Here is a 22722-nt window from a genome sequence, read left to right as displayed (position 1 = left end):
GCTAAAGTCGTACTTATGCCCCGAGGGTAAAAAAAGAAGAACACTTTTTCCTGCGGGGTCTTCCCACTGGGACTGCGATTACTCGCCCCACCGAAGCCCGTCGCAGCGGATATCTCTTCGGCGAGAACACTGATGTTTTAAAGACCAAGCGGTGTTCTTGGTTTTTCTTTATAATGGAAGGAAACTGGTTTTATTCCTTTCCGCCCATGTTTGTTTCTTTTAAATAATATTGTCCTTTTTCCACATAGGATTTACGGATGCGGTCCATTTCTTGATAGTCTTTATCGGTTAATTCACGGACCACTTTAGCCGGCCTGCCCATAGCTAATGTGCGGGGCGGTATTTTTTTGCCCGGCGGCACCAGGCTCCCGGCGCCGACAAAAGCATGTTCCCCAATCTCTGCGCCATCTAAAATAATAGAACCCATGCCAATCAGCGCATGATGGCGTATAATCGCAGAATGCAAGGTGACTTGATGTCCGACAGTTACATCATCTTCAAGAATCAACGGCATATCAGGACTCTGATGCAGCATAGAGAGGTCCTGAACATTGGTACGCTTGCCGATTTTTGTCGGTGCCACATCACCGCGAATCACCGTGTGGAACCAAATACTTGCTTCTTCTTCAATCGTCACGTCCCCGTTGATTACCGCATTTTTGGCAATGAATGCGGCAGAATCAATAGACGGGGTTATTCCTTTATATGATTCAATCATCTGTATTCCTCCAACTCAGTCATATTGATTAAAGTATATCAAAGGAAATATTATCTGGAAAGGCAGCTCTAAATGAGTTGATTTTGGTACTGAATGAAGGAGAAAGAATTGTTATTCCTATCGCAATCTCCTAATTGTAGGCATATATTCTAAGCCATTTGTTTGATGTGGATAATAAGTTTGAATGTAGATATATTTCTTTTTATCCTCTACAGATACGCATCTTTTTATGGTAGAATAAATAAGCTGGTTACTTAAGGATAGTAATAACATAAAGAGATAAACAGGAACACTATTCTAAGTAATTTCCACGTTGTTGATTTGACAATGGGAGCAGTAACAGATGTTCCAGTAATAACTGGAATAAGTAATTGTATAAATCTGTTTTAATCTGGCTATGGATAATGGGGCATCCATACAAACAGGCGGACTTTTACAGAGAGAGAAAGTTTTGCATGTGGCGCAGAGAACTGATTTATCGTTAAAAATGGGGTTGTACTTTCATGTTGATTCAAATTGTAATAGGGATTTTATTTTTTATCGGTGTCTATATACTGATAAGCGATGAGCAAAAATGGCTGCGTCTGACAACATTTGGTTATTTTATTTTGTTAACTATTATTTTTGCAGCCGGATATATGAATCAGTTGAACAACCTGCAAGACCCTGAACTGGGCGAACTTTCTGCATTGCGCGACTGGGTTTATCTATTTGGATATTTATATTCTGTCCCGCTCATGGTTGTATCAGCTTATATTTGGATTCCCTATCCCAAAAAATATAAGACACTTCGATCCCGTGCGCTCATGATTTCTTTTATTATATTTATTATCATGACAGCCGGGCATTTCTTAAATTTATTCTTTCGATTACTATTTTTAGGAATTGCATAAGAAACGCTCTATGACACAGAGCGTTTCTTTTTTTCGATAGCGATTAAAAACGGAGCTTGATTTTGCTGATTGATAAATTGGTACCTGAGCACTTGATATTCTTTTTGATTTAATTGTGAGGCGTAAGAAAGAACCGCTTCTTTTTCTTCCTCGCCGCCCGGATGCCCATAATAAATAACCAGAACGACCAGACCGTTTGTTTTCAGTTTTTCCAATATCGCTTCAATCGAGGCGATGGTGGAGGGCGCTTTCGTAACTATTGATTTATCGCTTTTTGGTAAATAGCCAAGGTTAAAAATAGCACCGCCGAAAATATCTTCTTTAATATTGCTATGTATCTTTTCATGGCTGTCCTGAATAAGGGATACATTATGACAGCCATTTTTGTAAAGTGTCTCTTTCGTATTTTGAATGGCCTGCTCCTGGATATCAAATCCATATACCTTGCCGGAAGGACCGACAGTCTGGCTTAAAAATAATGTATCATGTCCGTTTCCGCAGGTCGCGTCGATAGCTGTATCTCCTTCTTTCAGGCTTTCTTTTAAAAGTGTATGTGCGCAGGTTAAAACATTTAATAGCATGTTACTGTCTCCTTCTGTATTTTTTCCAATGTAAATATGCTGTATTTCATTATAACAAGAAAAACGGTAAAATGTTTATTGCTCCGCTTTCAATTGAATAGTCAACAGTCTGTATTATATTTTTCCTCGAGATATGGTTTCCAATTATAAAAATAAGTGTATACTAAGAAGTAAGATACGTCAGGTCAACTTGACACGGGATATTTATTTCATTATAATTCCAGTATCTATCATAAAATGAAAGACGATGAAAAAGGATTAGTAATAGGTTTTATCAGTTTTAGAGAAGCGGTGGGTGGTGAAAACTGCTACTGATAGACGTATGAACTCACCTTTTTAGTTTGCAGTAATGAAATCAGAGTAATTACTGTCGTTTCATCAACGTTACCGATGTCAAGCGAACGCTTTTTAGCGTTAATTTGGGTGGTACCGCGGGAATAATCACAGCTTCTCGTCCCTTTATTGGGATGAGTGGCTTTTTTTATACCTGATTTTATAAAAAATCAGGATATAGATGTCCGTGCCGTATGTGATTGAACGATATAAGAGTCAGGACGAAAGGAAGGATTATAATGAGCTTTCAACATCAGGAAATCGAGAGAAAATGGCAAAAATATTGGGATAACAATCAAACTTTCAAAACAAATACATTTTCTAATAAAGAGAAATTTTATGCGCTTGATATGTTCCCTTATCCATCCGGCCAAGGGCTGCACGTTGGCCATCCGGAAGGTTATACGGCAACAGATATTTTAGCCAGAATGAAAAGAATGCAAGGATATGAAGTTATGCATCCGATGGGCTGGGACGCTTTTGGACTTCCGGCAGAGCAATATGCCATTGATACAGGAAATAGCCCTAAAGAATTTACAGAAGCAAATATTCAAACCTTTAAGAGACAGATTAAAGAGTTAGGCTTTTCTTATGATTGGGACCGGGAAATCAATACAACAGACCCCCATTATTATAAGTGGACACAATGGATTTTCAAAAAGCTTTATGAAAATGATTTGGCTTATATGGATGAAGTGGCTGTCAACTGGTGTCCTGCTCTTGGAACGGTGCTTGCCAATGAAGAAGTAATTGATGGGAAGAGTGAACGCGGAGGGCATCCGGTAGTCCGTAAACCGATGAAGCAGTGGATGCTTAAAATAACGGCGTACGCAGATCGACTGCTTTCTGATTTGGAAGAATTGGATTGGCCGGAAAGCCTGAAGGAAATGCAGCGTAACTGGATTGGGCGTTCAGAAGGGGCTGAGGTGACCTTCTCCATTGAAGGACATGAGGAAACCTTTACTGTATTTACAACACGTCCGGATACATTGTTCGGAGCAACGTACGCTGTTATGGCACCAGAACATGATTTTGTTAAAAAAATTACAACCGCAGCACAAAAAGAAGCTGTGGAAAAATATTTACATGACGTACAAACGAAGTCTGATTTAGAGCGTACAGATCTTGCCAAAGAAAAAACAGGTGTATTTACGGGAGCCTATGCGATTAATCCTGTTAATGGAGAGAAGATGCCGATTTGGGTAGCAGACTATGTATTGATGAGTTATGGAAGCGGAGCAATTATGGCAGTTCCTGGACATGACGAGCGTGACTATGAATTTGCTTCTGTATTTAATCTGCCAATCAGAGAAGTAGTCGCTGGCGGAAATATAGATGAGGAAGCTTATACAGGAGACGGCCCCCATGTTAATTCTGGATTTTTAGATGGACTGGATAAAGATGAGGCTATTTCTAAAATGATTGAATGGCTGGAAGAAAATAAAAAAGGAACAAAGAAAATCACGTATCGTTTGCGTGACTGGCTTTTTGCAAGGCAGCGTTATTGGGGAGAGCCGATTCCGATCATTCATTGGGAAGATGGCAGCATGACTGCTGTGCCGGATGAGGAGCTTCCATTGGAACTTCCGGAAATGACCGAGATTAAACCATCGGGAACTGGAGAATCTCCGCTTGCCACGAATGGAGATTGGGTAAATGTAGTTGACCCGGAAACAGGAATGAAGGGCAGAAGAGAAACAAATACGATGCCGCAATGGGCCGGCAGCTGCTGGTACTTCCTGCGCTATGTTGATCCGCATAATACGGAACAGCTTGCTGATCCAAAAGCATTGGAAGAATGGCTTCCAATCGACATATATATCGGCGGAGCAGAGCATGCCGTGCTTCACTTGTTATACGCACGTTTCTGGCATAAATTCCTTTATGATATCGGAGTTGTTTCCACGAAGGAGCCTTTCCAAAAATTATTTAACCAAGGGATGATTCTTGGAGAAGGTAATGAGAAAATGAGTAAATCAAAAGGAAATGTTGTTAATCCGGATGATATTATTTCTTCTCATGGCGCAGATACGTTAAGATTATATGAAATGTTTATGGGGCCATTAGATGCTTCTGTTGCCTGGTCAACAAATGGTTTAGATGGATCCCGGCGTTTCTTGGATCGTGTTTGGAGACTGTATATCAATGATGATAATTCATTAACAGATAAGATTACAGATGAAGCTGCAACAGAATTGGATAAGGTTTATCATGAAACGGTTAAGAAAGTGACAGAGGACTTTGAGAATCTTCACTTTAATACTGGTATTTCTCAAATGATGGTATTTGTGAATGAATGCTACAAAGCTGAATCAATCCCGAAAAATTACGCAGAAGGCTTTGTGAAGCTTCTTTCTCCAGTCGCTCCGCATATGTGTGAAGAGATTTGGCAAAAGCTAGGCAATGAAGATTCTATAAGCCTTGCTGGCTGGCCTGCTTACGATGAATCGAAGCTGGTGGAAGAAGAAGTAGAGGTTGTTTTACAGGTGATGGGCAAGGTACGTGCGAAACTAAGCGTTCCAGCAGGCACTGAAAAAGACGACCTTGAAAAACTGGCTTTAAATCAAGAAAGTATAAAAAAATGGCTGGAAGGAAAGACAATTCGAAAAGTGATTGTTGTTCCAGATAAACTTGTTAATGTTGTAGCTAATTAATCCATTTTTTCTCTAACTGAAAACCGGACTATAATCATAATTCGCTTGGCGGGAATTGATTATAGTCCGGTTTTTCTATGTTTTCTTTATAAAAAATACTAACTGGAGGAATTATCCAAACGCGGAAGATCTGTTTGCAAGTCTGTTTCTAGCAGCATCCATTTCTCCTCATCATACATCCAAATCGATTCCACGGTTCCAATTCCGTCTGCATGATAAGCACCACTTATTTGCTGAAAGCTTTTAAGACCTTTTTGACCTTCATCGTCTAAGTCAATGATGTCAAAAAATGCAACAGGATCAATCATGAGTGTTGTAGGTTCCAGAAGTTTACCCTGCTTATCGTATAGCTTTAAGCGGATATATTCTTCTTTTTGACCCGAGACATCTAAAATGATGGGGTCTTCATTTGGAAGCAATTGAATGGACGCTCGAAAACCATCCATAAATTCCCCTTTTACCGGCTGCTCTATTGGAAGTGGAAGCTCGATAAAATCATCTTTTTCCCATTGATTTAACTGAGAAGTATATAATCCGCCGCTTCCGCCGGTAGGACTCTGATAAAGAATATCCATGACACCGCTGTGAGTTAAATCCGCAAAATGTAATTCGGGATCGTAGCCTCCGCCATAGTTTATCCGCCATGTTTTATCAGTAGAAGGACTGGAAATCTCAACCCAAATATCTTGATAATAAACACCATCTGCAGCAAATAATTTTCCTTTTAACTCTAACAGTTCTTTCTCTCCATCTCCTGTAACATCCTCTTCATACGTTTGGATTAGCATCGTATCATTTGAAGCTGCTTCTGCCGGAGCGAAAAAGAGAGCTAAAAACAATAAACTGATATAAGCCATCAATAACACCTTCTATTCATAAAATGATTAAGTTTTGCCTTAGTTTAATCAAACGATTTGAATCCTATTCATAATGCATTTAATATAATAAAGAAGGAAAATAGAAGGAGATGAGAGAAAATGGCAGATATAAAAGAGCTTACCCCGGCAGAAGTGGATACTATCAGAGAAAACGATAATATTCAGTTGATTGATGTCAGAGAAGATGAAGAAGTAGCGCAAGGAATCATTGAAAATGCTTTGCATATTCCTTTAGGCGATATACCGGCTGCTTATGAGGAATTAGATAAAGATAAGGAATATATTATGATTTGCCGGTCTGGAAGAAGAAGCCACAACGCTACCGCTTTTTTACAAGAGCAAGGGTTTAATGTATCAAACATGAGCGGCGGAATGCTGGAGTGGGATGGAGAAATTATTATTAAATAATTCCATAAGTGTGATGAATATATAGACTTTATAGAAGATATTCCGCGGGAAAATAAAATCTCGCGGGATTTTTAGGTTTAGCAGGAGTAAAGTAACCAGACTATACGAGATTTATAATTTAATGAAGGGAGTACAAAAAAGGACATAATACAGCTTTATTTAATCCCTTCAGTTAGATAAAAAGAAATTTTCTCGTTTTGTGTTGACTTAATTTGTCGATAATGATATAATAAATTTCCAACGTTGAGTTAACGCTTTTGTAAAAATAATTTTATAAAAAAGTTGTTGACGCAGCATTGGTTATCTGATATATTAATAAAGTTGCTGATTTGAAACAGCGACAAACAAATTGCTCTTTGAAAACTGAACAAAACAACCAGTACGAAAGAAGAAAAACACCTCGTTTTTCTTAAAGAAATAAAGTCAGAAGTTGACTTCTGAAAGCTAAAGTTTCAAACACTTTTATGGAGAGTTTGATCTTGGCTCAGGACGAACGCTGGCGGCGTGCCTAATACATGCAAGTCGAGCGCGGGAAGCGAACGGAACTCTTCGGAGGGAAGTTCGTGGAACGAGCGGCGGACGGGTGAGTAACACGTAGGCAACCTGCCTGTAAGACTGGGATAACTCGCGGAAACGCGAGCTAATACCGGATAACACTTTCTATCACCTGATGGAAAGTTGAAAGGCGGCTTTTGCTGTCACTTACAGATGGGCCTGCGGCGCATTAGCTAGTTGGTGAGGTAACGGCTCACCAAGGCGACGATGCGTAGCCGACCTGAGAGGGTGATCGGCCACACTGGGACTGAGACACGGCCCAGACTCCTACGGGAGGCAGCAGTAGGGAATCTTCCGCAATGGACGAAAGTCTGACGGAGCAACGCCGCGTGAGTGATGAAGGTTTTCGGATCGTAAAACTCTGTTGTCGGGGAAGAACAAGTATGATAGTAACTGATCGTACCTTGACGGTACCTGACCAGAAAGCCACGGCTAACTACGTGCCAGCAGCCGCGGTAATACGTAGGTGGCAAGCGTTGTCCGGAATTATTGGGCGTAAAGCGCTCGCAGGCGGTTCTTTAAGTCTGATGTGAAATCTTGCGGCTCAACCGCAAACGTGCATTGGAAACTGGAGGACTTGAGTGCAGAAGAGGAGAGTGGAATTCCACGTGTAGCGGTGAAATGCGTAGAGATGTGGAGGAACACCAGTGGCGAAGGCGACTCTCTGGTCTGTAACTGACGCTGAGGAGCGAAAGCGTGGGGAGCGAACAGGATTAGATACCCTGGTAGTCCACGCCGTAAACGATGAGTGCTAGGTGTTAGGGGGTTTCCGCCCCTTAGTGCTGAAGTTAACGCATTAAGCACTCCGCCTGGGGAGTACGGCCGCAAGGCTGAAACTCAAAAGAATTGACGGGGACCCGCACAAGCGGTGGAGCATGTGGTTTAATTCGAAGCAACGCGAAGAACCTTACCAGGTCTTGACATCCTTTGACCACTCTAGAGATAGAGCTTTCCCTTCGGGGACAAAGTGACAGGTGGTGCATGGTTGTCGTCAGCTCGTGTCGTGAGATGTTGGGTTAAGTCCCGCAACGAGCGCAACCCTTAATCTTAGTTGCCAGCATTCAGTTGGGCACTCTAAGGTGACTGCCGGTGACAAACCGGAGGAAGGTGGGGATGACGTCAAATCATCATGCCCCTTATGACCTGGGCTACACACGTGCTACAATGGACGGAACAAAGGGAAGCGAACCCGCGAGGTCCAGCAAATCCCATAAAACCGTTCTCAGTTCGGATTGCAGGCTGCAACTCGCCTGCATGAAGCCGGAATCGCTAGTAATCGCGGATCAGCATGCCGCGGTGAATACGTTCCCGGGTCTTGTACACACCGCCCGTCACACCACGAGAGTTCGTAACACCCGAAGTCGGTGAGGTAACCTTTTGGAGCCAGCCGCCGAAGGTGGGACGAATGATTGGGGTGAAGTCGTAACAAGGTAGCCGTATCGGAAGGTGCGGCTGGATCACCTCCTTTCTAAGGATTAAAAGGAACGTCGATTAAGTTCGCCACATCCTGTGGCAACATCGACATAACCCACATCGTGTGGGCCATCGTACGTGGTTGTTTGGTTCAGTTTTGAGAGAGCAATTCTCTCAAAGGAAGCTTGTACCTTGAAAACTAAATAAGAGTAACAACGACATCAAACTTTAAAAATAAGGCAAAAAAGCTATTGATATAGCGACACAACTGATTACATTCTGTAATCAGCCATCTTATTCAAAAACTTTAGTTAAGTGAATAAGGGCGCACGGTGGATGCCTTGGCACTAGGAGCCGATGAAGGACGGGACTAACACCGATATGCCTCGGGGAGTTGTAAGTAAACGTTATATCCGAGGATTTCCGAATGGGGGAACCCACTGTTCGTAATGGAACAGTACATCTATCTGAATACATAGGATAGGTGAGGCAGACCCGGGGAACTGAAACATCTCAGTACCTGGAGGAAGAGAAAGAAACATCGATTTCCTGAGTAGCGGCGAGCGAAACGGAAAGAGCCCAAACCAAGAAGCTTGCTTCTTGGGGTTGTAGGACATTCCATTGGAGTGACAAAGAAATTCTTTAGATGAATCGATCTGGAAAGGTCAGCCAAAGAGGGTAACAGCCCTGTAATCGAAAAAGAATTTCCTCCGGAGTGTATCCTGAGTACGGCGGAACACGTGGAATTCCGTCGGAATCCGGGAGGACCATCTCCCAAGGCTAAATACTCCCTAGTGACCGATAGTGAACCAGTACCGTGAGGGAAAGGTGAAAAGCACCCCGGGAGGGGAGTGAAATAGAACCTGAAACCGTGTGCCTACAAGTAGTCGAAGCCCGTTAATGGGTGACGGCGTACCTTTTGTAGAATGGACCGGCGAGTTACGATCGTATGCAAGGTTAAGTGGAAGACACGGAGCCGTAGCGAAAGCGAGTCTGAACAGGGCGAATGAGTATGCGGTCGTAGACCCGAAACTGTGTGATCTACCCATGTCCAGGGTGAAGGTCAGGTAACACTGACTGGAGGCCCGAACCCACGTATGTTGAAAAATGCGGGGATGAGGTGTGGGTAGCGGTGAAATTCCAATCGAACACAGAGATAGCTGGTTCTCTCCGAAATAGCTTTAGGGCTAGCCTCAAGATAGAGAGTACTGGAGGTAGAGCACTGATTGGACTAGGGGCCCCTACCGGGTTACCGAATTCAGTCAAACTCCGAATGCCAGTTACTTACACTTGGGAGTCAGACTATGGGTGATAAGGTTCATAGTCGAAAGGGAAACAGCCCAGACCGCCAGCTAAGGTCCCAAAGTATACGTTAAGTGGAAAAGGATGTGGCGTTGCACAGACAACCAGGATGTTGGCTTAGAAGCAGCCATCATTGAAAGAGTGCGTAATAGCTCACTGGTCGAGTGACGCTGCGCCGAAAATGTACCGGGGCTAAACGTATCACCGAAGCTGCGGATTGTTCTTACGAACAATGGTAGGAGAGCGTTCAAAGTGCAGTGAAGTCAGACCGTGAGGACTGGTGGAGCGCTTTGAAGTGAGAATGCCGGTATGAGTAGCGAAAAAAGAGTGAGAATCTCTTTCACCGAATGCCTAAGGTTTCCTGAGGAAGGCTCGTCCTCTCAGGGTTAGTCGGGACCTAAGCCGAGGCCGACAGGCGTAGGCGATGGACAACAGGTTGATATTCCTGTACCACCTCATGATTGTTTGAGCAATGGGGGGACGCAGGAGGATAAGGAGTGCGCACCGATGGATGTGCGTCCAAGCATGCGAGGAAGTCAGACAGGCAAATCCGTCTGACATGATTCTGAGCTGTGACGGGGAGGGAAATAGAGTACCGAAGTTCCTGATTTCACACTGCCAAGAAAAGCCTCTAGTTAGATCATAGGTGCCCGTACCGCAAACCGACACAGGTAGGCGAGGAGAGAATCCTAAGGTGAGCGGGAGAACTCTCGTTAAGGAACTCGGCAAAATGACCCCGTAACTTCGGGAGAAGGGGTGCTCACTTGTGAGTGAGCCGCAGTGAATAGGCCCAAGCGACTGTTTAGCAAAAACACAGGTCTCTGCGAAGCCGAAAGGCGAAGTATAGGGGCTGACACCTGCCCGGTGCTGGAAGGTTAAGGGGAAGAGTTAGCTCTTCGGAGCGAAGCTTTGAACCGAAGCCCCAGTAAACGGCGGCCGTAACTATAACGGTCCTAAGGTAGCGAAATTCCTTGTCGGGTAAGTTCCGACCCGCACGAAAGGTGCAACGACTTGGGCACTGTCTCAACGAGAGACCCGGTGAAATTATACTATGCGTGAAGATGCGCATTACCCGCGACAGGACGGAAAGACCCCGTGGAGCTTTACTGTAGCCTGATATGGAATGTTTGTGCAGTTTGTACAGGATAGGTGGGAGCCTTTGAAGCGTGAGCGCCAGCTTACGTGGAGGCATCCGTGGGATACCACCCTAACTGTATGACCATTCTAACCCAGGACCGTAATCCGGTTCGGAGACAGTGTCAGGCGGGCAGTTTGACTGGGGCGGTCGCCTCCTAAAAGGTAACGGAGGCGCCCAAAGGTTCCCTCAGAATGGTTGGAAATCATTCGAAGAGTGTAAAGGCAGAAGGGAGCTTGACTGCGAGACCTACAAGTCGAGCAGGGACGAAAGTCGGGCTTAGTGATCCGGTGGTTCCGCATGGAAGGGCCATCGCTCAACGGATAAAAGCTACCCCGGGGATAACAGGCTTATCTCCCCCAAGAGTTCACATCGACGGGGAGGTTTGGCACCTCGATGTCGGCTCATCGCATCCTGGGGCTGTAGTCGGTCCCAAGGGTTGGGCTGTTCGCCCATTAAAGCGGTACGCGAGCTGGGTTCAGAACGTCGTGAGACAGTTCGGTCCCTATCCGTCGTGGGCGTTGGAAGTTTGAGAGGAGCTGTCCTTAGTACGAGAGGACCGGGATGGACACACCGCTGGTGTACCAGTTGTTCCGCCAGGAGCATTGCTGGGTAGCTACGTGTGGTAAGGATAAGTGCTGAAAGCATCTAAGCATGAAGCCCCCCTCAAGATGAAACTTCCCATCACTTTAAGTGAGTAAAATCCCTCAGAGACGATGAGGTTGATAGGTCCGAGGTGGAAGCGTGGCGACACGTGCAGCTGACGGATACTAATCGATTGAGGACTTATCTAAGTTTTTTCATGTCACGTTACTCTTATTTAGTTTTCAGGGTGCAAATTCTTGAAAAAAGTGTTGCATTTTTATTCTAAAATGCATATAATATAACTTGTCCTTGTTTTTTAGGAAACATCTTCAAGTTACATATTTTATTGTCTGGTGGCGAGAGCGAAGAGGTCACACCTGTTCCCATGCCGAACACAGAAGTTAAGTTCTTCAGCGCCAATGGTAGTTGGGGGCTTCCCCCTGCGAGAGTAGGACGTTGCCAGGCATATTGAAAAAGAGTTAAGCATCATGCTTAGCTCTTTTTTCGTTTAGAAACATATGAAAGATTGTTTCTAAACGAAAAAGCGTGGTTCTTTGTCAAATGAGGTGGTGGAAAATCATTCCTCCATCTCTTTATTTATAAGCTTGCTTCAGCACAAGCTTGACCTCTTGTTGCCATAGGATTTTCTTTCTCATTCGTTCAAAATTTTTAATTCCATAATCGAATCCGATCTTTTTTAGGAAGCTCCTTTTGAACTTCACGGCGCACCTCATCCAAAGCCCAATAGACCTGACGCATGAAGTGAAAACGGTCAGCGATAATCAGGGGATTGCCCAATGCTTTTCGAATGGCTTGTTTAAACGCTTGAGATAAATCCATCACAACCATTTCTACTTTACCTGTATCACAAGACTTTAGATGCTTCTCAATCGTTTCTACTTTTCGATTAGGTAAGATATCGATGATTCTTCTATTCTCCACATCGACCACATTCAATTGAAACCTCTCTCCATCCGCATCGCCTTTAAATTCATCGATCGCAATAACTCGCGGCAATATTTTACTGGAGGTTAGTTCCTTCCGATCAAACCACCGTAAAACACGATTCACTGTTACACCAGTTACCAGTGCTGCCGTACGAAAGGAACTCACCGCTGCATGCTTCATCGCTATGGTCTGAACACTTGCCATACACCGTTGATAACGGTCTATCATCTGAAGATGTTCATAGAAGGTGCGATGACAGAACGCACAAATGTAACGCCTTTTCCATAATGAAATATGAACTTCTTTTGTCGTAAAAGCAGACCCTTGAATGCTTTGCCAACGGTAACCATGAATCCGTTTGGTTCTTCCTCCACAAAACGGACATTTCTGCATGCGCGGTTTTGTGAATAACTCTGCAACGAAATGACTTTCTTCTTCTCTGATATCCCACACATCTACATGAGAATCTTTTATTCCTAATAACTCTGTGATAAAATGATGATGCACTCTTTTCCTCTCCCATTCCTTTTGTCTCGACAACTCAAGGTTATCAGAGAGAGGAAAAGGAGTGTATTTTTTGCTTCGTTCCCCTTTGTATAGTTGAATTTTAAATTACATACTAAAAAGACGAGAAGTACCCAGGTTTAATGGTACTTCTCGTCTTTTTCCTTATTTAGATATGTTCCATCGGTTATTGATGGAATCTGTTATACTTGTAATCGCTCCGTCTCCGGTAACATTACATGCTGTACCTAAGCTGTCTTGAGCAAGATACAATGCAATCATTAAGGATACCATTGTCGGCCCGAAGCCTAACATGGATTCAAGCAGGCCGATAGAAGCCATAACCGCTCCGCCAGGTACCCCAGGCGCTGCAATCATCGTCACTCCCAATACAAGTAAGAAAGGGAAAACAGATCCAAATGAGATGGAATCTCCCTGTAAAAATAAAACTGCAGTTGCACAGCTTAACAGGGTAATGGTGCTTCCTGATAAATGAATATTAGCAAGTAAAGGAATCGTGAAATCAGCAATATTGTCTTTTACCTTTAATTTTTTGGACTGTTCTAATGTAACAGGTATCGTAGCAGCGGAGGATTGAGTTCCAAGCGCTGTGAAATAAGCCGGCAGCATGTTTTTTAACATACGGAAAGGATTCTGTTTACTCAATGCTCCAGCAACTGAATACTGAAAGATTAAGTATAAAACATGTAACAGAATAATCATCACAAAGACAACTGCGAATACTTGTAAAATAGAAGCTACCTGTCCTGCATGTGTCATGTTGGCAAAGATTCCAAAAATATGAATTGGCAGTAATGGAATAATTGCTTTACTGATAACTAATTCGACAATAGATCGAAAATCAGTAAATACTTTTAATAATGTATCATTTTTTAATGCTGCCATACCGATTCCTAAAATAAACGAAAGAATAAGTGCGGTAATTACTTCAAAAGGCGGATGAAGCTCAAAATCCAAAAAACCTTCCAGCAGTGCGCCGCTTGGGTCATTAAACATCGTTAATGACTGTCCGCTTAAAATAGATGGATACAGATTGCTTGCAGCTGTATATGCTATAAGACCAGCGAAGATCGTTGATACATAAGCAATTAGAGCTGTAATCGATAATAATTTTCCGGCTCCTTTTCCCATATAACCAATTCCGGGTGCGATAAACCCTAAAATAATAAGCGGGATGATAAAGCTGAGGAATCCGCCAAAAATATCATTAAATGTGGCGAACAATCGAATAAGCCAATCATTTGCAATTATTCCGACAATAATACCAAGAGCAATCGCAATAATAATACGAAATAATAAACCAAAGCGTTGCATAAAAAACTCTCCAATCTGGTTTGTAAATAATATGTAACGGACATAGTATAACTCAAAATTAAGATGATAGCTAGACCTTATTAAGTAAAATGAATGGGAAAATAAAGGAAGTCAGCTATTTATTCATATGTTTCAGATGGTTTAGAAATGCAACCCATAATCATTATATTTTTGTGGAATATAGAAAAGAGAAGCACCCCGGAGGATACTTCCCAGTCTGAGATATTAACTCATTCCAAATGGTCCTAATGTTTCCGTCTCCTTGTTTCCTGATCCTGATTTTTGTTTGGAGCTGAAAAAAGGAGCTGCTTGCTGCAAAGCCTGACCTACATTTTGCTGTTGATTGGTCATAGAGTAAAAGGTGGCTGCACCAATACCAACAGAGGCAACCAATGGAAGCCAAATTGAGTTTTTTTCCATACTAATCCTTCCTTTCAACATATGTGAAAAAGACAGTTAGTAAAAGCTGGCCGGTTGATAGATGGCCAGCTCAGACAAGTTTATTATTTCCAGAGGAAAATAAATTATGAAAGACATTAATTAACAGCATCTGCAGTTGTATCCAAGGCTGCATTCATGCCGGCTATTCTGCCGGTAACGAGTGCAGAAGTAATATTATATCCGCCCGTATAGCCATGTATATCTAAAATTTCTCCGCAAAAATATAGGCCGTGCATGATTTTTGATTTCATGGTGTTCGGTACAATTTCTTTAATTGAAATACCTCCGCCAGTAACAAATGCTTTTTCCATTGGAAGACTGCCGTGTACTAGGAAGGAGAAATTTTTAATATCTTTTGTAAATTGAAGCATGGTATTTTTCGAGATATTGGCACATTTTTGTTCAGAGCCGATGTCATGCGTTTCCATTAAATAGTCAAGAAGTCGTTCAGGAATCAGTCCTTTGACTGCATTTTTAAACGCTTTTTTTGGATTCTCTTCAAGAGTATGCATTATTTGTTTAAATAAATCATCTTCGGTTATTTCGGGTAAAATATCGAGATGCATTTCTACAGAATCTCTGCCCCGCATCAGCTCTTTAACGACAAACTGGGAACAGCGCAAAACAGCAGGACCGGAAATACCGAAATGGGTGAAAATCATATCCATCTGATGAGTGATAATTGGTTTTCCCCGTTTATTTAATACACTTAAACGAATATTTCTTAGAGATAAGCCTTGAAGTTTTTTTTGCTTAATAAAGACTTCTTTCGAGGTGAGCGCTACTTCTGTCGGGTAAAGTGTCGTTACCGTATGACCAGCAATTTTAGCCCACGGATAAGCATCACCTGTCGAACCAGTGTGAGGCACCGCTTTTCCACCTGCTGCCAGAACGATGGCGGCAGCTTCTATAGAAGGTTCTTCATCAAAGTGTACCTTATGCAGACTCTCCCCATATTCTATTGCAGATGCTTTTGTATTCATTTTTACGGTGACACCTTGTTCTTTTAATTGATTAATAAGTGCATTAACCACATCCATTGCTTTGTTGGATTCGGGAAACATTCTGCCATGATCTTCTTCCTTTAAAGCAATTCCAAGACCTTCAAAATAATCAATAATATCATAATTATTAAATACTGAAAAAGCACTATATAAAAATTTACCATTGCCAGGAATATGTTTTATTACTTCTTCCTGCGGTAAACGGTTTGTTACATTACAGCGGCCTCCACCGGAGATGGCTAGTTTCTTGCCCAGTTTTTTACCTTTTTCAATCAGCAGTGTTTTGGCGCCGTGCTCTGCTGCAGATATAGCTGCCATTAATCCAGATGGTCCTCCGCCGATGACGACAACATCATAATCCAAGGTTTCTCATTCCTTTCTTTTCCTTCCGTATCGTAGCACTTTCTATAAAAATGTACAATCCTGATAAAAAATTCTTCTATATATCATAAGGGAAATGAAGGCTGCTTAGGATGTAATAGAATGAAACGAAATTTATTTGTCGTTTTTTAGCAGATTAAATCAAGCAATGCAGACAAAAAGTATGCTAAAATTAATAGGAAGTGCTAAAATAAAGCAATCTATTTTATTAATCTAATTGTAGGTGAAAAAGTTACAATGTCAAATATGCTACGAGGAACGATGCTTTTATCAGGTGCGTCGTTCCTGTCCAAGTTTTTAGGAATGATTTTTGTTATCCCGTTTTTTGCAATCGTTGGTACGACAGGTAATGCGCTGTTTGTATATGCGTACACACCTTACAGTATTTTTATTAGTTTATCCACAGTCGGGATTCCGGCGGCAGTATCAAAATTTGTATCCAAATATAATGCTTTAGGGGATTATCAAATTGGGATGCGGATGTTTCGAGCTGGCAGCGCATTAATGCTTGTCACTGGGATTATTGCATTTCTTGTTATGTTTTTATCGGCTGATTGGATAGGAGCACGGCAAATTAAAGGAGAAGGCGGACCAATAACTCCGGATGATATCGCTTTTGTTATTCGGATGGTCAGCTTTGCACTGATTGTTATTCCGGCAATGAGTATTGTACGAGGTTTTTTTCAGGGAAATCAATCGATGGGACCGACTGCTATCTCCCAGACCATAGAACAAATTGTGCGCGTCATTGCTATTCTGCTGGGCTCTTATATTATTGTAAATTACTTTAACGGGTCGATTACTTTAGCAGTAGGCTTTGCTGCATTTGCAGCTTTAATCGGCGCCCTGGCAGCTTGTTTGGTTCTTTTCTGGTATTGGAGAAAAAGAAAGCCGTTTATTGATAAGAAAATTGCAAACCAGAAGACGACACATGATTTTCGCACGATCGATTTATTTAAGGAATTATTTCGATATGCCGGTCCATTTGTATTAGTTGGTCTAGCTATCCCGCTATATCAGCTTGTTGATCAGTTTACATTTCAGCCTGCCATGGTTGCCAGCGGCAGAGGAGCGACATATGATACAGAATTAGCTGTTATCAACAACTTGGGACATAAAATAGTTATTATACCGATGACTATCGCTACAGGGTTATCTATGGCGATGCTGCCATCGTTAACGAATGCTTTTACACAAAATGATCAAACTACTTATACAAAACTAATTAACCAGGCTTTACAGGTTATCATGGTATTTGTCATTCCGGCAGCTGCAGGAATTGCAATTCTTTCCGATGAAATTTTTGGCTCGTTATTTACGCTGGAAGACATTGAAATTACAGGGAAATTGATGGCTTTATATGCTCCAGTGGCATTGCTCTTTGGCTTGATTACAGTAACAGCGGGGATGCTGCAGGGGCTGGATCAGCAAAATTATGCGGTTATCAGCTTATTGGCCGGTCTTTTGGTAAAAGTATTATTCAACAGTCAGTTTATTCATATGTTCGGCGGACAAGGGGCCATTTTAGGTACGGCAATTGCAGCAGGAATCGCTGTTTTGCTGAATTTGATTCGAATAAGAAAAAGTGCTGATTTTTCTTACAAACAAACGATAAAGCGCACAATCTTAATTTTGATTTTTACAGGAATGATGTGCTTCGTTATTGCAGTATTAAAATTTGGTTTCAGCTTCGTTCTGCCGTACCAGGAAGAACGCTGGGCAACGACGATAATGCTTTTTATCGGTATATCTGCAGGCGGATTGTTCTATCTATTTTTAGCGTATAAATCAACATTGTTAGAACATATCTTTCAAGGGAATATACCAGGCTTAAATCGATTGAAACGCAAAAAATAAGGAGTTCTCCTATGCGATTAGATAAATTGTTGGCAAACATGGCTGTGGGAAGCAGGAAAGAAGTAAAACAGCTGTTAAAAGCGAAAAAAGTCACTTTAAATAATCATGTGGTCAAAGACGGTTCGATAAAGGTAAATCCAGATTCAGACAGTATCCATGTGGATGGATATCCTGTCATTTATCAGGAATTTATTTATTTGATGCTTCACAAGCCTCCCGGAGTTGTATCGGCAACGACCGATGCAAAGGATAAGACGGTCATTGACTTGTTATCCGAACAGGAAAGGCATTTCCAGCCTTTCCCAGTAGGGAGGCTGGATAAAGATACAGAAGGTTTATTATTAATTACGAATGATGGAGACTTAGGCCACCATCTGACTTCTCCGAATAAAAATGTACCGAAAATGTATCGTGCCAAGGTAAAGGGCGAGCTGCCTCAGGATGTAATCCAACAATTTGCTGATGGAGTTACGCTGGAAGATGGTTACTTTACTAAACCAGCTAAACTGGAAATATTATCTGTAGATGAAGAATCGGGAGTTTCTGAAGTACAAATAGAAATTACGGAAGGAAAATTTCATCAGATTAAACGGATGTTTGAAGCGGTTCAGGGGAAGGTTATCTATTTAAAGCGACATCGAATGGGAGAATTAACCCTGGATGACCAATTGGCGCGGGGGGCTTACCGCCCGCTGACCGAGGAGGAAGTAGCTTATTGCTACAGTTTAAAAAAATAAGGAGTTATGACCATGTCTCATTATTTTATAGGTATCCAGGTGAAGCCAGTGTTGGCAGAGCAGCTGGCAGAATGGCAGAAGCATTTCATGCAGTATCTTCCTTATAAGCAATGGACAGATAAGGAAGATTTTCATATTACGCTTGTTTTTTTAGGAGAAGTGGACGAAAAGTCGATAGAAACTCTTCGGAATGAGCTTTATTCTATCACAGCTCACACATCATTTGATTTAAACAGAAGCGGTTTAGGTACTTTTGGAAATAAGCATCAGCCAAGGGTTTTATGGCTGGGGGTGGAAAGTAATCCAATGTTGAACCGCATACAGCAGCAAGTAGTACAGATCTGCGAAATCATCGGATATAAAAAAGAGAAGAGAGCGTATACTCCGCATATTACTATCGCTAAGAAATGGGCAGATCAAAAGAAAACCGTAACAGAAGACAGTTGGAATAAAATAATATCCGATATGCCTTCCCTGGCAGAAGCATTTAACGTGGATGCGGTGGAGCTATACAAGGTACATCCTTCTTCCACTCCGAAATATGAAATTATTCAGCGTTTTCCATTGCGTCATGAGTCATTTAGCTGAATCTCATTTACAAATATGTGTGTGAAGAGGCAGTTTGCAGACTTTTCAATGACAACTAGAAGCGTAGCAGGTTTTCTGATGAGAAAAAGGAGAGAACAGGATAGATGGCACAGTTAATTAAGCTACAGGATTATATTTCCAGATATGAGTGGGATACCTATCGTTACCCTGCTCAATATATCAGACAAAAGAAAGAACAGTGGGAACGGTTCTATTCGGAATGGCTTGACCCTTCTCTTAAGGAGAAGGTCAAAGAAGAAGTGCAGCCGGAAACAGAAGAGGTAAAGGAAAAAAATTCACTGCTGCAAAAATGGAAAGAACGATTTATCAAATCACCGGTTGTTGTAGAGGATTTGACTCCAGACGAAGAAATCGTAAAACGGAATAAACCGTTATTAAAGCTTCCTGATACAGAAGAGGAATTAAAGCAGGTTTTTCTGGATCGCATATTGGAAATTCAGATGAAATGGGCGTCATCCACTGTTTCGCAGGTTTCGGTTGTTGATTCGAATTATTATAATGATCCATTATTACGATTTTTGCTGCAGCGCTTTCCGGATACATATCTTGTGATGTACCGTCCTATTTTTGAAGTGAAGCAAGCGGCTGTGGAGACAGATATTATACTTATCACACCAATTGGAGTAGAAATACTATCATTTGTCGAACTGGATACAGACGAAGTGATTATGGCCGGAGATGAACGTACCTGGACCATTACTGCTAAAAATAATGAAGAGCCCGGCCGGCTGGTCAATCCATTAATCTCATTAAAACGGTCGGAAAAATGGATTGAACGTTTTCTGAAGGAAGAAAATATCGATATTCCGATTAAAAAAACAGTGATATCCAGGATTAATCGTATTTTATATGCTACAGCACCTTACCAGACAGAAATTATCGATAAGCTCTCATTCCCGGAATGGTTTCAAGAGAAGCGATCGATTCATTTACCACTGAAAAAGAGACAGCTCAGCGTGGCTGAATCCTTGTTAAGAAACAGCTTATCGCATTCTTTTCTGAGACCGGAATGGGAAGCGGAGTAAGCTGAGGATGTATTTATTGATTGTGAATCCCCATGCTGGGAATGGGAGAGCAAAGCAGGCCTTTGAGCGTATTCAAAAGATGGAAAGTTTTCACAGCATCGAACAAAAAACTTTATTTACTGACGCACCTGGGGAGGGCAAAGTGATTGCTGCAAATTATTCCAAGGATAGAAGGATAAAGCATGTTATCGTTATCGGCGGAGACGGAACCATGCATGAAGTAATGAACGGCTGGGTTAACCAAGAAGTGCCGATTTCTTTTATTCCGGCCGGTTCTGGAAATGATTTTGCCAGAGGGACCGGTCAAAACCAGAAAGCAGAGAACCAATGGCAGAAAATCATTTCAAATCCGGATAGGTACATCTATTGGAATGGCAGGGTTCAACTGGACAACAACGAGAATAAAAGGTTTATTAATAGTATCGGTGTCGGGATAGATGCAATAACGACAGAAAAAGCAAATAAATCTCGATTAAAGGGCTGGCTTAATCGTCTGAGGTTGGGGAAGTTAATTTATCTGATCGCATTAATCCGGGTAATCTGGAGCTTTCAACCGATGGATATTCGTTTGAAATATGATGGAAAGGTAAGGACATTGAAAAATGTCTGGCTCATTTCTGCAGCAAATCATCCCTATTGCGGCGGCGGATTAAAGGTAGTGCCGCATGCAGCCATGCATCAGGAATATCTGTCCATCCTGATTGTTCATCAGATATCCAGAAAGAAAATTCTATTATTATTCCTGCTGATTATTTTTGGCCTGCATCGTTTTTTAAAGGAAGTAGAATTATTTCGGACGAAGGAGCTGGTGATAGAGGCTGATTCAACAGTCCGCTATCAGGCAGATGGAGAAACTGGAAGCCTCCGTACTTGTCTGATTACAAAGGATAAACGGGCAGTACATATTATATAAATAGAAACTTCATTCAGTGGGAGATTTACGGACGATTCTCCGTGATAAATAGTACAAAAAGCAGATTGATTGAAATTTTATTATATTTTAATATTATTGATAATGCATGTAGATATTGTAATTTTGATCATTTCTAGATACAATAAAGACTTAACACATGAAAAAGAATCATATTATTTATCGGAAATAGAGAAGGATTGCTTGTCTATCTGATTTATAACCAGATAAAAAGCAAGAATGGTCTATTGATGAATAAAGATTTTTCGGATGTTTCTTGAACACGCACTTGAATGCTAATTTTGAAAGATGGGAAGACATTATGATTAACTGGCTCGAACATGCTTTAGGTACAGGGTGGCTTGTCAGACCGGCTGGAGGTTTGACCGGCGAGGCATTTATAGCTGAAAAAAATGGGAAGCGATTGTTTTTGAAACGGAACACATCGCCTTTCTTAGCTGTACTCTCTGCGGAAGGAATTGTACCAAAGCTTATTTGGACAAAGCGAATAGAAAATGGTGATGTTATTACCGCTCAAGAATGGCTGGAAGGGCGTTCTTTGAATGAAGAAGAAATGAAGCAGCAATCTGTGGCTGATTTATTGTATAAAATACATCATTCCTCGGAATTAATGCATATGCTGTTAAAAATGGGGAAAAAACCGGTAACCTCAGATGAAAGCTTCACCCAGCTTTGTTTACAATTAGAAAATAATGGCTTAATGCATGAGCGGGAAGAGGTACTGGAAGCAATTGGTTTGCTGGAAATGATGCTTCCTTATACAAGAAACCAAAGGCTCGCAGTATGTCATTGTGACATGAACCATAATAATTTAATCTTAACAAAAGAAAACATCATTTATTTAATTGATTGGGATAATGGAACCATTGCTGATCCTGCAACGGATATTGGTATGCTCTTAAAATGGTATATTCCAAAGGAAGATTGGAAAGAGTGGCTTATCAATTACGGAATAGAGCCGGACAGACAATGGTTTATTCGTATGTACTGGTATCTCCTGCAGGACAACCTCCAATTCTTATGCTGGCACTTTGACCGTAATGAGAAAGGGAAAGTCCAGCAAAGATTGAAGGAATTACAGGAAATCAACCAATCCATTAAAGATTTTATTGTTTCTTAGCACATCGGGATATCAATCAGAGATTTTGCTGGACCGTATTGATCCAATGCTGAAACTGATCCTGATGATCACCAATATGTTTTGTCAGATCGGATGCAGCAGTCCCATCTTTGCCATATTGGTAAATGCGCGTCAGGACGTCCTGGATATCCTGATCAGATAATTCTTGTTGAGCTAATAGGGAAGCAGTGAGCCTCTCCAACTGAGCATGTTCATTCGGAGACACAGAGGAATCAGATTGATGCTCGTCTAAAATATCACACAGTAATTGCAGTTTGTTTTGCAGAGATAGTTGCATCTAATTTCACCTCGTTCCTGAGCATAGTTTAAACGGATAATGCATTATTATTCACATCATCAAAAGCAATAAAAGTG

The 22722-nt window shown here is 41.7% G+C and carries 17 protein-coding genes, 3 rRNA genes and 1 other annotated feature; of the genes, 12 read left to right on the top strand and 8 right to left on the bottom strand.

Annotation, left to right across the window (positions count from 1 at the left end; genetic code table 11):
• Positions 1–190: 190 nt before the first annotated feature.
• Complete coding sequence (locus MKY65_RS16970; protein WP_339178843.1) at positions 191–718, bottom strand: gamma carbonic anhydrase family protein; 528 nt, start codon at positions 716–718, stop codon at positions 191–193.
• A gap of 503 nt (positions 719–1221) precedes the next feature.
• Between MKY65_RS16970 and MKY65_RS16965 the strand changes: the two genes are divergently transcribed.
• Entirely contained in the window at positions 1222–1611 is a 390-nt protein-coding gene (locus MKY65_RS16965; protein ID WP_193065448.1) for a hypothetical protein, read from the top strand.
• 8 nt (positions 1612–1619) lie between these two features.
• On the opposite strand, the gene MKY65_RS16960 is transcribed toward MKY65_RS16965, so the two are convergent.
• Positions 1620–2192: a class I SAM-dependent methyltransferase gene (locus MKY65_RS16960; RefSeq protein ID WP_193065447.1), complete on the bottom strand. Its 573-nt coding sequence runs from the start codon at positions 2190–2192 to the stop codon at positions 1620–1622.
• 238 nt (positions 2193–2430) lie between these two features.
• Positions 2431–2654, top strand: a binding site (T-box leader).
• 110 nt (positions 2655–2764) lie between these two features.
• Here MKY65_RS16960 and leuS point away from each other — a divergent pair.
• Positions 2765–5179: a leucine--tRNA ligase gene (gene leuS, locus MKY65_RS16955; RefSeq protein ID WP_193065446.1), complete on the top strand. Its 2415-nt coding sequence runs from the start codon at positions 2765–2767 to the stop codon at positions 5177–5179.
• 98 nt (positions 5180–5277) lie between these two features.
• Here the strand turns inward: leuS and MKY65_RS16950 are convergent, their stop codons facing one another.
• The gene (locus tag MKY65_RS16950; protein WP_339178839.1) at positions 5278–6036 is read right to left on the bottom strand and encodes a hypothetical protein; all 759 of its coding nucleotides are present in this window, start codon (positions 6034–6036) and stop codon (positions 5278–5280) included.
• Between the two features lie 120 nt (positions 6037–6156).
• Here MKY65_RS16950 and MKY65_RS16945 point away from each other — a divergent pair, with 120 nt between their 5' ends.
• The 4 genes from MKY65_RS16945 (at position 6157) to rrf (ending at position 11920) form a co-directional block, all read left to right on the top strand.
• A complete protein-coding gene (locus MKY65_RS16945) occupies positions 6157–6465 on the top strand; it encodes a rhodanese-like domain-containing protein (RefSeq protein ID WP_193065444.1) in 309 nt (102 codons plus the stop codon).
• A 461-nt stretch (positions 6466–6926) separates the two neighbouring features.
• Positions 6927–8488 (top strand): 16S ribosomal RNA (locus MKY65_RS16940).
• Between the two features lie 254 nt (positions 8489–8742).
• A 23S ribosomal RNA gene (locus MKY65_RS16935) occupies positions 8743–11664 on the top strand.
• A 140-nt stretch (positions 11665–11804) separates the two neighbouring features.
• Positions 11805–11920 (top strand): 5S ribosomal RNA (gene rrf, locus MKY65_RS16930).
• Together the 16S, 23S and 5S rRNA genes form the textbook arrangement of a ribosomal RNA operon.
• 204 nt (positions 11921–12124) lie before the next feature.
• Here rrf and MKY65_RS16925 read toward each other — a convergent pair.
• The 4 genes from MKY65_RS16925 to MKY65_RS16910 all read right to left on the bottom strand — a co-directional run bounded on the left by MKY65_RS16925 (position 12125) and on the right by MKY65_RS16910 (position 16050).
• On the bottom strand, positions 12125–12910 hold the full coding sequence (locus MKY65_RS16925; RefSeq protein WP_339178834.1) for a transposase: 786 nt from the start codon (positions 12908–12910) through the stop codon (positions 12125–12127).
• Positions 12911–13072: 162 nt separating this feature from the next.
• Positions 13073–14242 carry a dicarboxylate/amino acid:cation symporter gene (locus tag MKY65_RS16920; protein ID WP_339178833.1) on the bottom strand — a complete coding sequence of 390 codons (1170 nt, stop codon included), beginning with the start codon at positions 14240–14242 and terminating at the stop codon, positions 13073–13075.
• 225 nt (positions 14243–14467) lie between these two features.
• Positions 14468–14662 (bottom strand): hypothetical protein, encoded by a 195-nt coding sequence (locus MKY65_RS16915; RefSeq protein WP_042535593.1) that lies wholly within the window; start codon positions 14660–14662, stop codon positions 14468–14470.
• Between the two features lie 116 nt (positions 14663–14778).
• Positions 14779–16050 (bottom strand): NAD(P)/FAD-dependent oxidoreductase, encoded by a 1272-nt coding sequence (locus MKY65_RS16910; protein WP_339178828.1) that lies wholly within the window; start codon positions 16048–16050, stop codon positions 14779–14781.
• Positions 16051–16305: 255 nt separating this feature from the next.
• Here MKY65_RS16910 and MKY65_RS16905 point away from each other — a divergent pair, with 255 nt between their 5' ends.
• The 6 genes from MKY65_RS16905 (at position 16306) to MKY65_RS16880 (ending at position 22347) form a co-directional block, all read left to right on the top strand.
• Entirely contained in the window at positions 16306–17925 is a 1620-nt protein-coding gene (locus tag MKY65_RS16905) for a polysaccharide biosynthesis protein (RefSeq protein ID WP_339178827.1), read from the top strand.
• Positions 17926–17936: 11 nt separating this feature from the next.
• Positions 17937–18662 (top strand): pseudouridine synthase, encoded by a 726-nt coding sequence (locus MKY65_RS16900; protein ID WP_339178824.1) that lies wholly within the window; start codon positions 17937–17939, stop codon positions 18660–18662.
• Positions 18663–18674: 12 nt separating this feature from the next.
• Positions 18675–19250, top strand: coding sequence for an RNA 2',3'-cyclic phosphodiesterase (gene thpR, locus MKY65_RS16895; RefSeq protein WP_339178823.1), 576 nt, complete (start codon positions 18675–18677; stop codon positions 19248–19250).
• 104 nt (positions 19251–19354) lie between these two features.
• Positions 19355–20296, top strand: coding sequence for a nuclease-related domain-containing protein (locus MKY65_RS16890; RefSeq protein WP_339178822.1), 942 nt, complete (start codon positions 19355–19357; stop codon positions 20294–20296).
• 7 nt (positions 20297–20303) lie between these two features.
• Complete coding sequence (locus MKY65_RS16885; RefSeq protein WP_339178818.1) at positions 20304–21209, top strand: YegS/Rv2252/BmrU family lipid kinase; 906 nt, start codon at positions 20304–20306, stop codon at positions 21207–21209.
• 319 nt (positions 21210–21528) lie between these two features.
• Positions 21529–22347, top strand: coding sequence for a phosphotransferase family protein (locus MKY65_RS16880; RefSeq protein WP_042535584.1), 819 nt, complete (start codon positions 21529–21531; stop codon positions 22345–22347).
• A 16-nt stretch (positions 22348–22363) separates the two neighbouring features.
• Here the strand turns inward: MKY65_RS16880 and MKY65_RS16875 are convergent, their stop codons facing one another.
• The gene (locus MKY65_RS16875) at positions 22364–22645 is read right to left on the bottom strand and encodes a YtzH-like family protein (protein WP_339178816.1); all 282 of its coding nucleotides are present in this window, start codon (positions 22643–22645) and stop codon (positions 22364–22366) included.
• Positions 22646–22722: the final 77 nt, after the last annotated feature.

This window comes from Oceanobacillus sp. FSL W7-1293, from assembly GCF_037969815.1.
GTDB classification, from domain to species: domain Bacteria; phylum Bacillota; class Bacilli; order Bacillales; family Amphibacillaceae; genus Oceanobacillus; species Oceanobacillus oncorhynchi.
The sequence above is the reverse complement of the archived record's forward strand: the minus strand, read 5'-3'. Positions and strand labels throughout refer to the sequence as shown.

Coding starts and splice junctions, on each gene's coding strand:
- MKY65_RS16890 (WP_339178822.1), top strand. CDS start 19,355: ATGGCACAGTTAATTAAGCTACAGGATTATATTTCCAGATATGAGTGG.
- MKY65_RS16885 (WP_339178818.1), top strand. CDS start 20,304: ATGTATTTATTGATTGTGAATCCCCATGCTGGGAATGGGAGAGCAAAG.
- MKY65_RS16900 (WP_339178824.1), top strand. CDS start 17,937: ATGCGATTAGATAAATTGTTGGCAAACATGGCTGTGGGAAGCAGGAAA.
- MKY65_RS16950 (WP_339178839.1), bottom strand. CDS start 6,036: ATGGCTTATATCAGTTTATTGTTTTTAGCTCTCTTTTTCGCTCCGGCA.
- MKY65_RS16965 (WP_193065448.1), top strand. CDS start 1,222: ATGTTGATTCAAATTGTAATAGGGATTTTATTTTTTATCGGTGTCTAT.
- MKY65_RS16905 (WP_339178827.1), top strand. CDS start 16,306: ATGTCAAATATGCTACGAGGAACGATGCTTTTATCAGGTGCGTCGTTC.
- MKY65_RS16945 (WP_193065444.1), top strand. CDS start 6,157: ATGGCAGATATAAAAGAGCTTACCCCGGCAGAAGTGGATACTATCAGA.
- MKY65_RS16875 (WP_339178816.1), bottom strand. CDS start 22,645: ATGCAACTATCTCTGCAAAACAAACTGCAATTACTGTGTGATATTTTA.
- leuS (WP_193065446.1), top strand. CDS start 2,765: ATGAGCTTTCAACATCAGGAAATCGAGAGAAAATGGCAAAAATATTGG.
- MKY65_RS16915 (WP_042535593.1), bottom strand. CDS start 14,662: ATGGAAAAAAACTCAATTTGGCTTCCATTGGTTGCCTCTGTTGGTATT.
- thpR (WP_339178823.1), top strand. CDS start 18,675: ATGTCTCATTATTTTATAGGTATCCAGGTGAAGCCAGTGTTGGCAGAG.
- MKY65_RS16880 (WP_042535584.1), top strand. CDS start 21,529: ATGATTAACTGGCTCGAACATGCTTTAGGTACAGGGTGGCTTGTCAGA.
- MKY65_RS16970 (WP_339178843.1), bottom strand. CDS start 718: ATGATTGAATCATATAAAGGAATAACCCCGTCTATTGATTCTGCCGCA.
- MKY65_RS16960 (WP_193065447.1), bottom strand. CDS start 2,192: ATGCTATTAAATGTTTTAACCTGCGCACATACACTTTTAAAAGAAAGC.
- MKY65_RS16920 (WP_339178833.1), bottom strand. CDS start 14,242: ATGCAACGCTTTGGTTTATTATTTCGTATTATTATTGCGATTGCTCTT.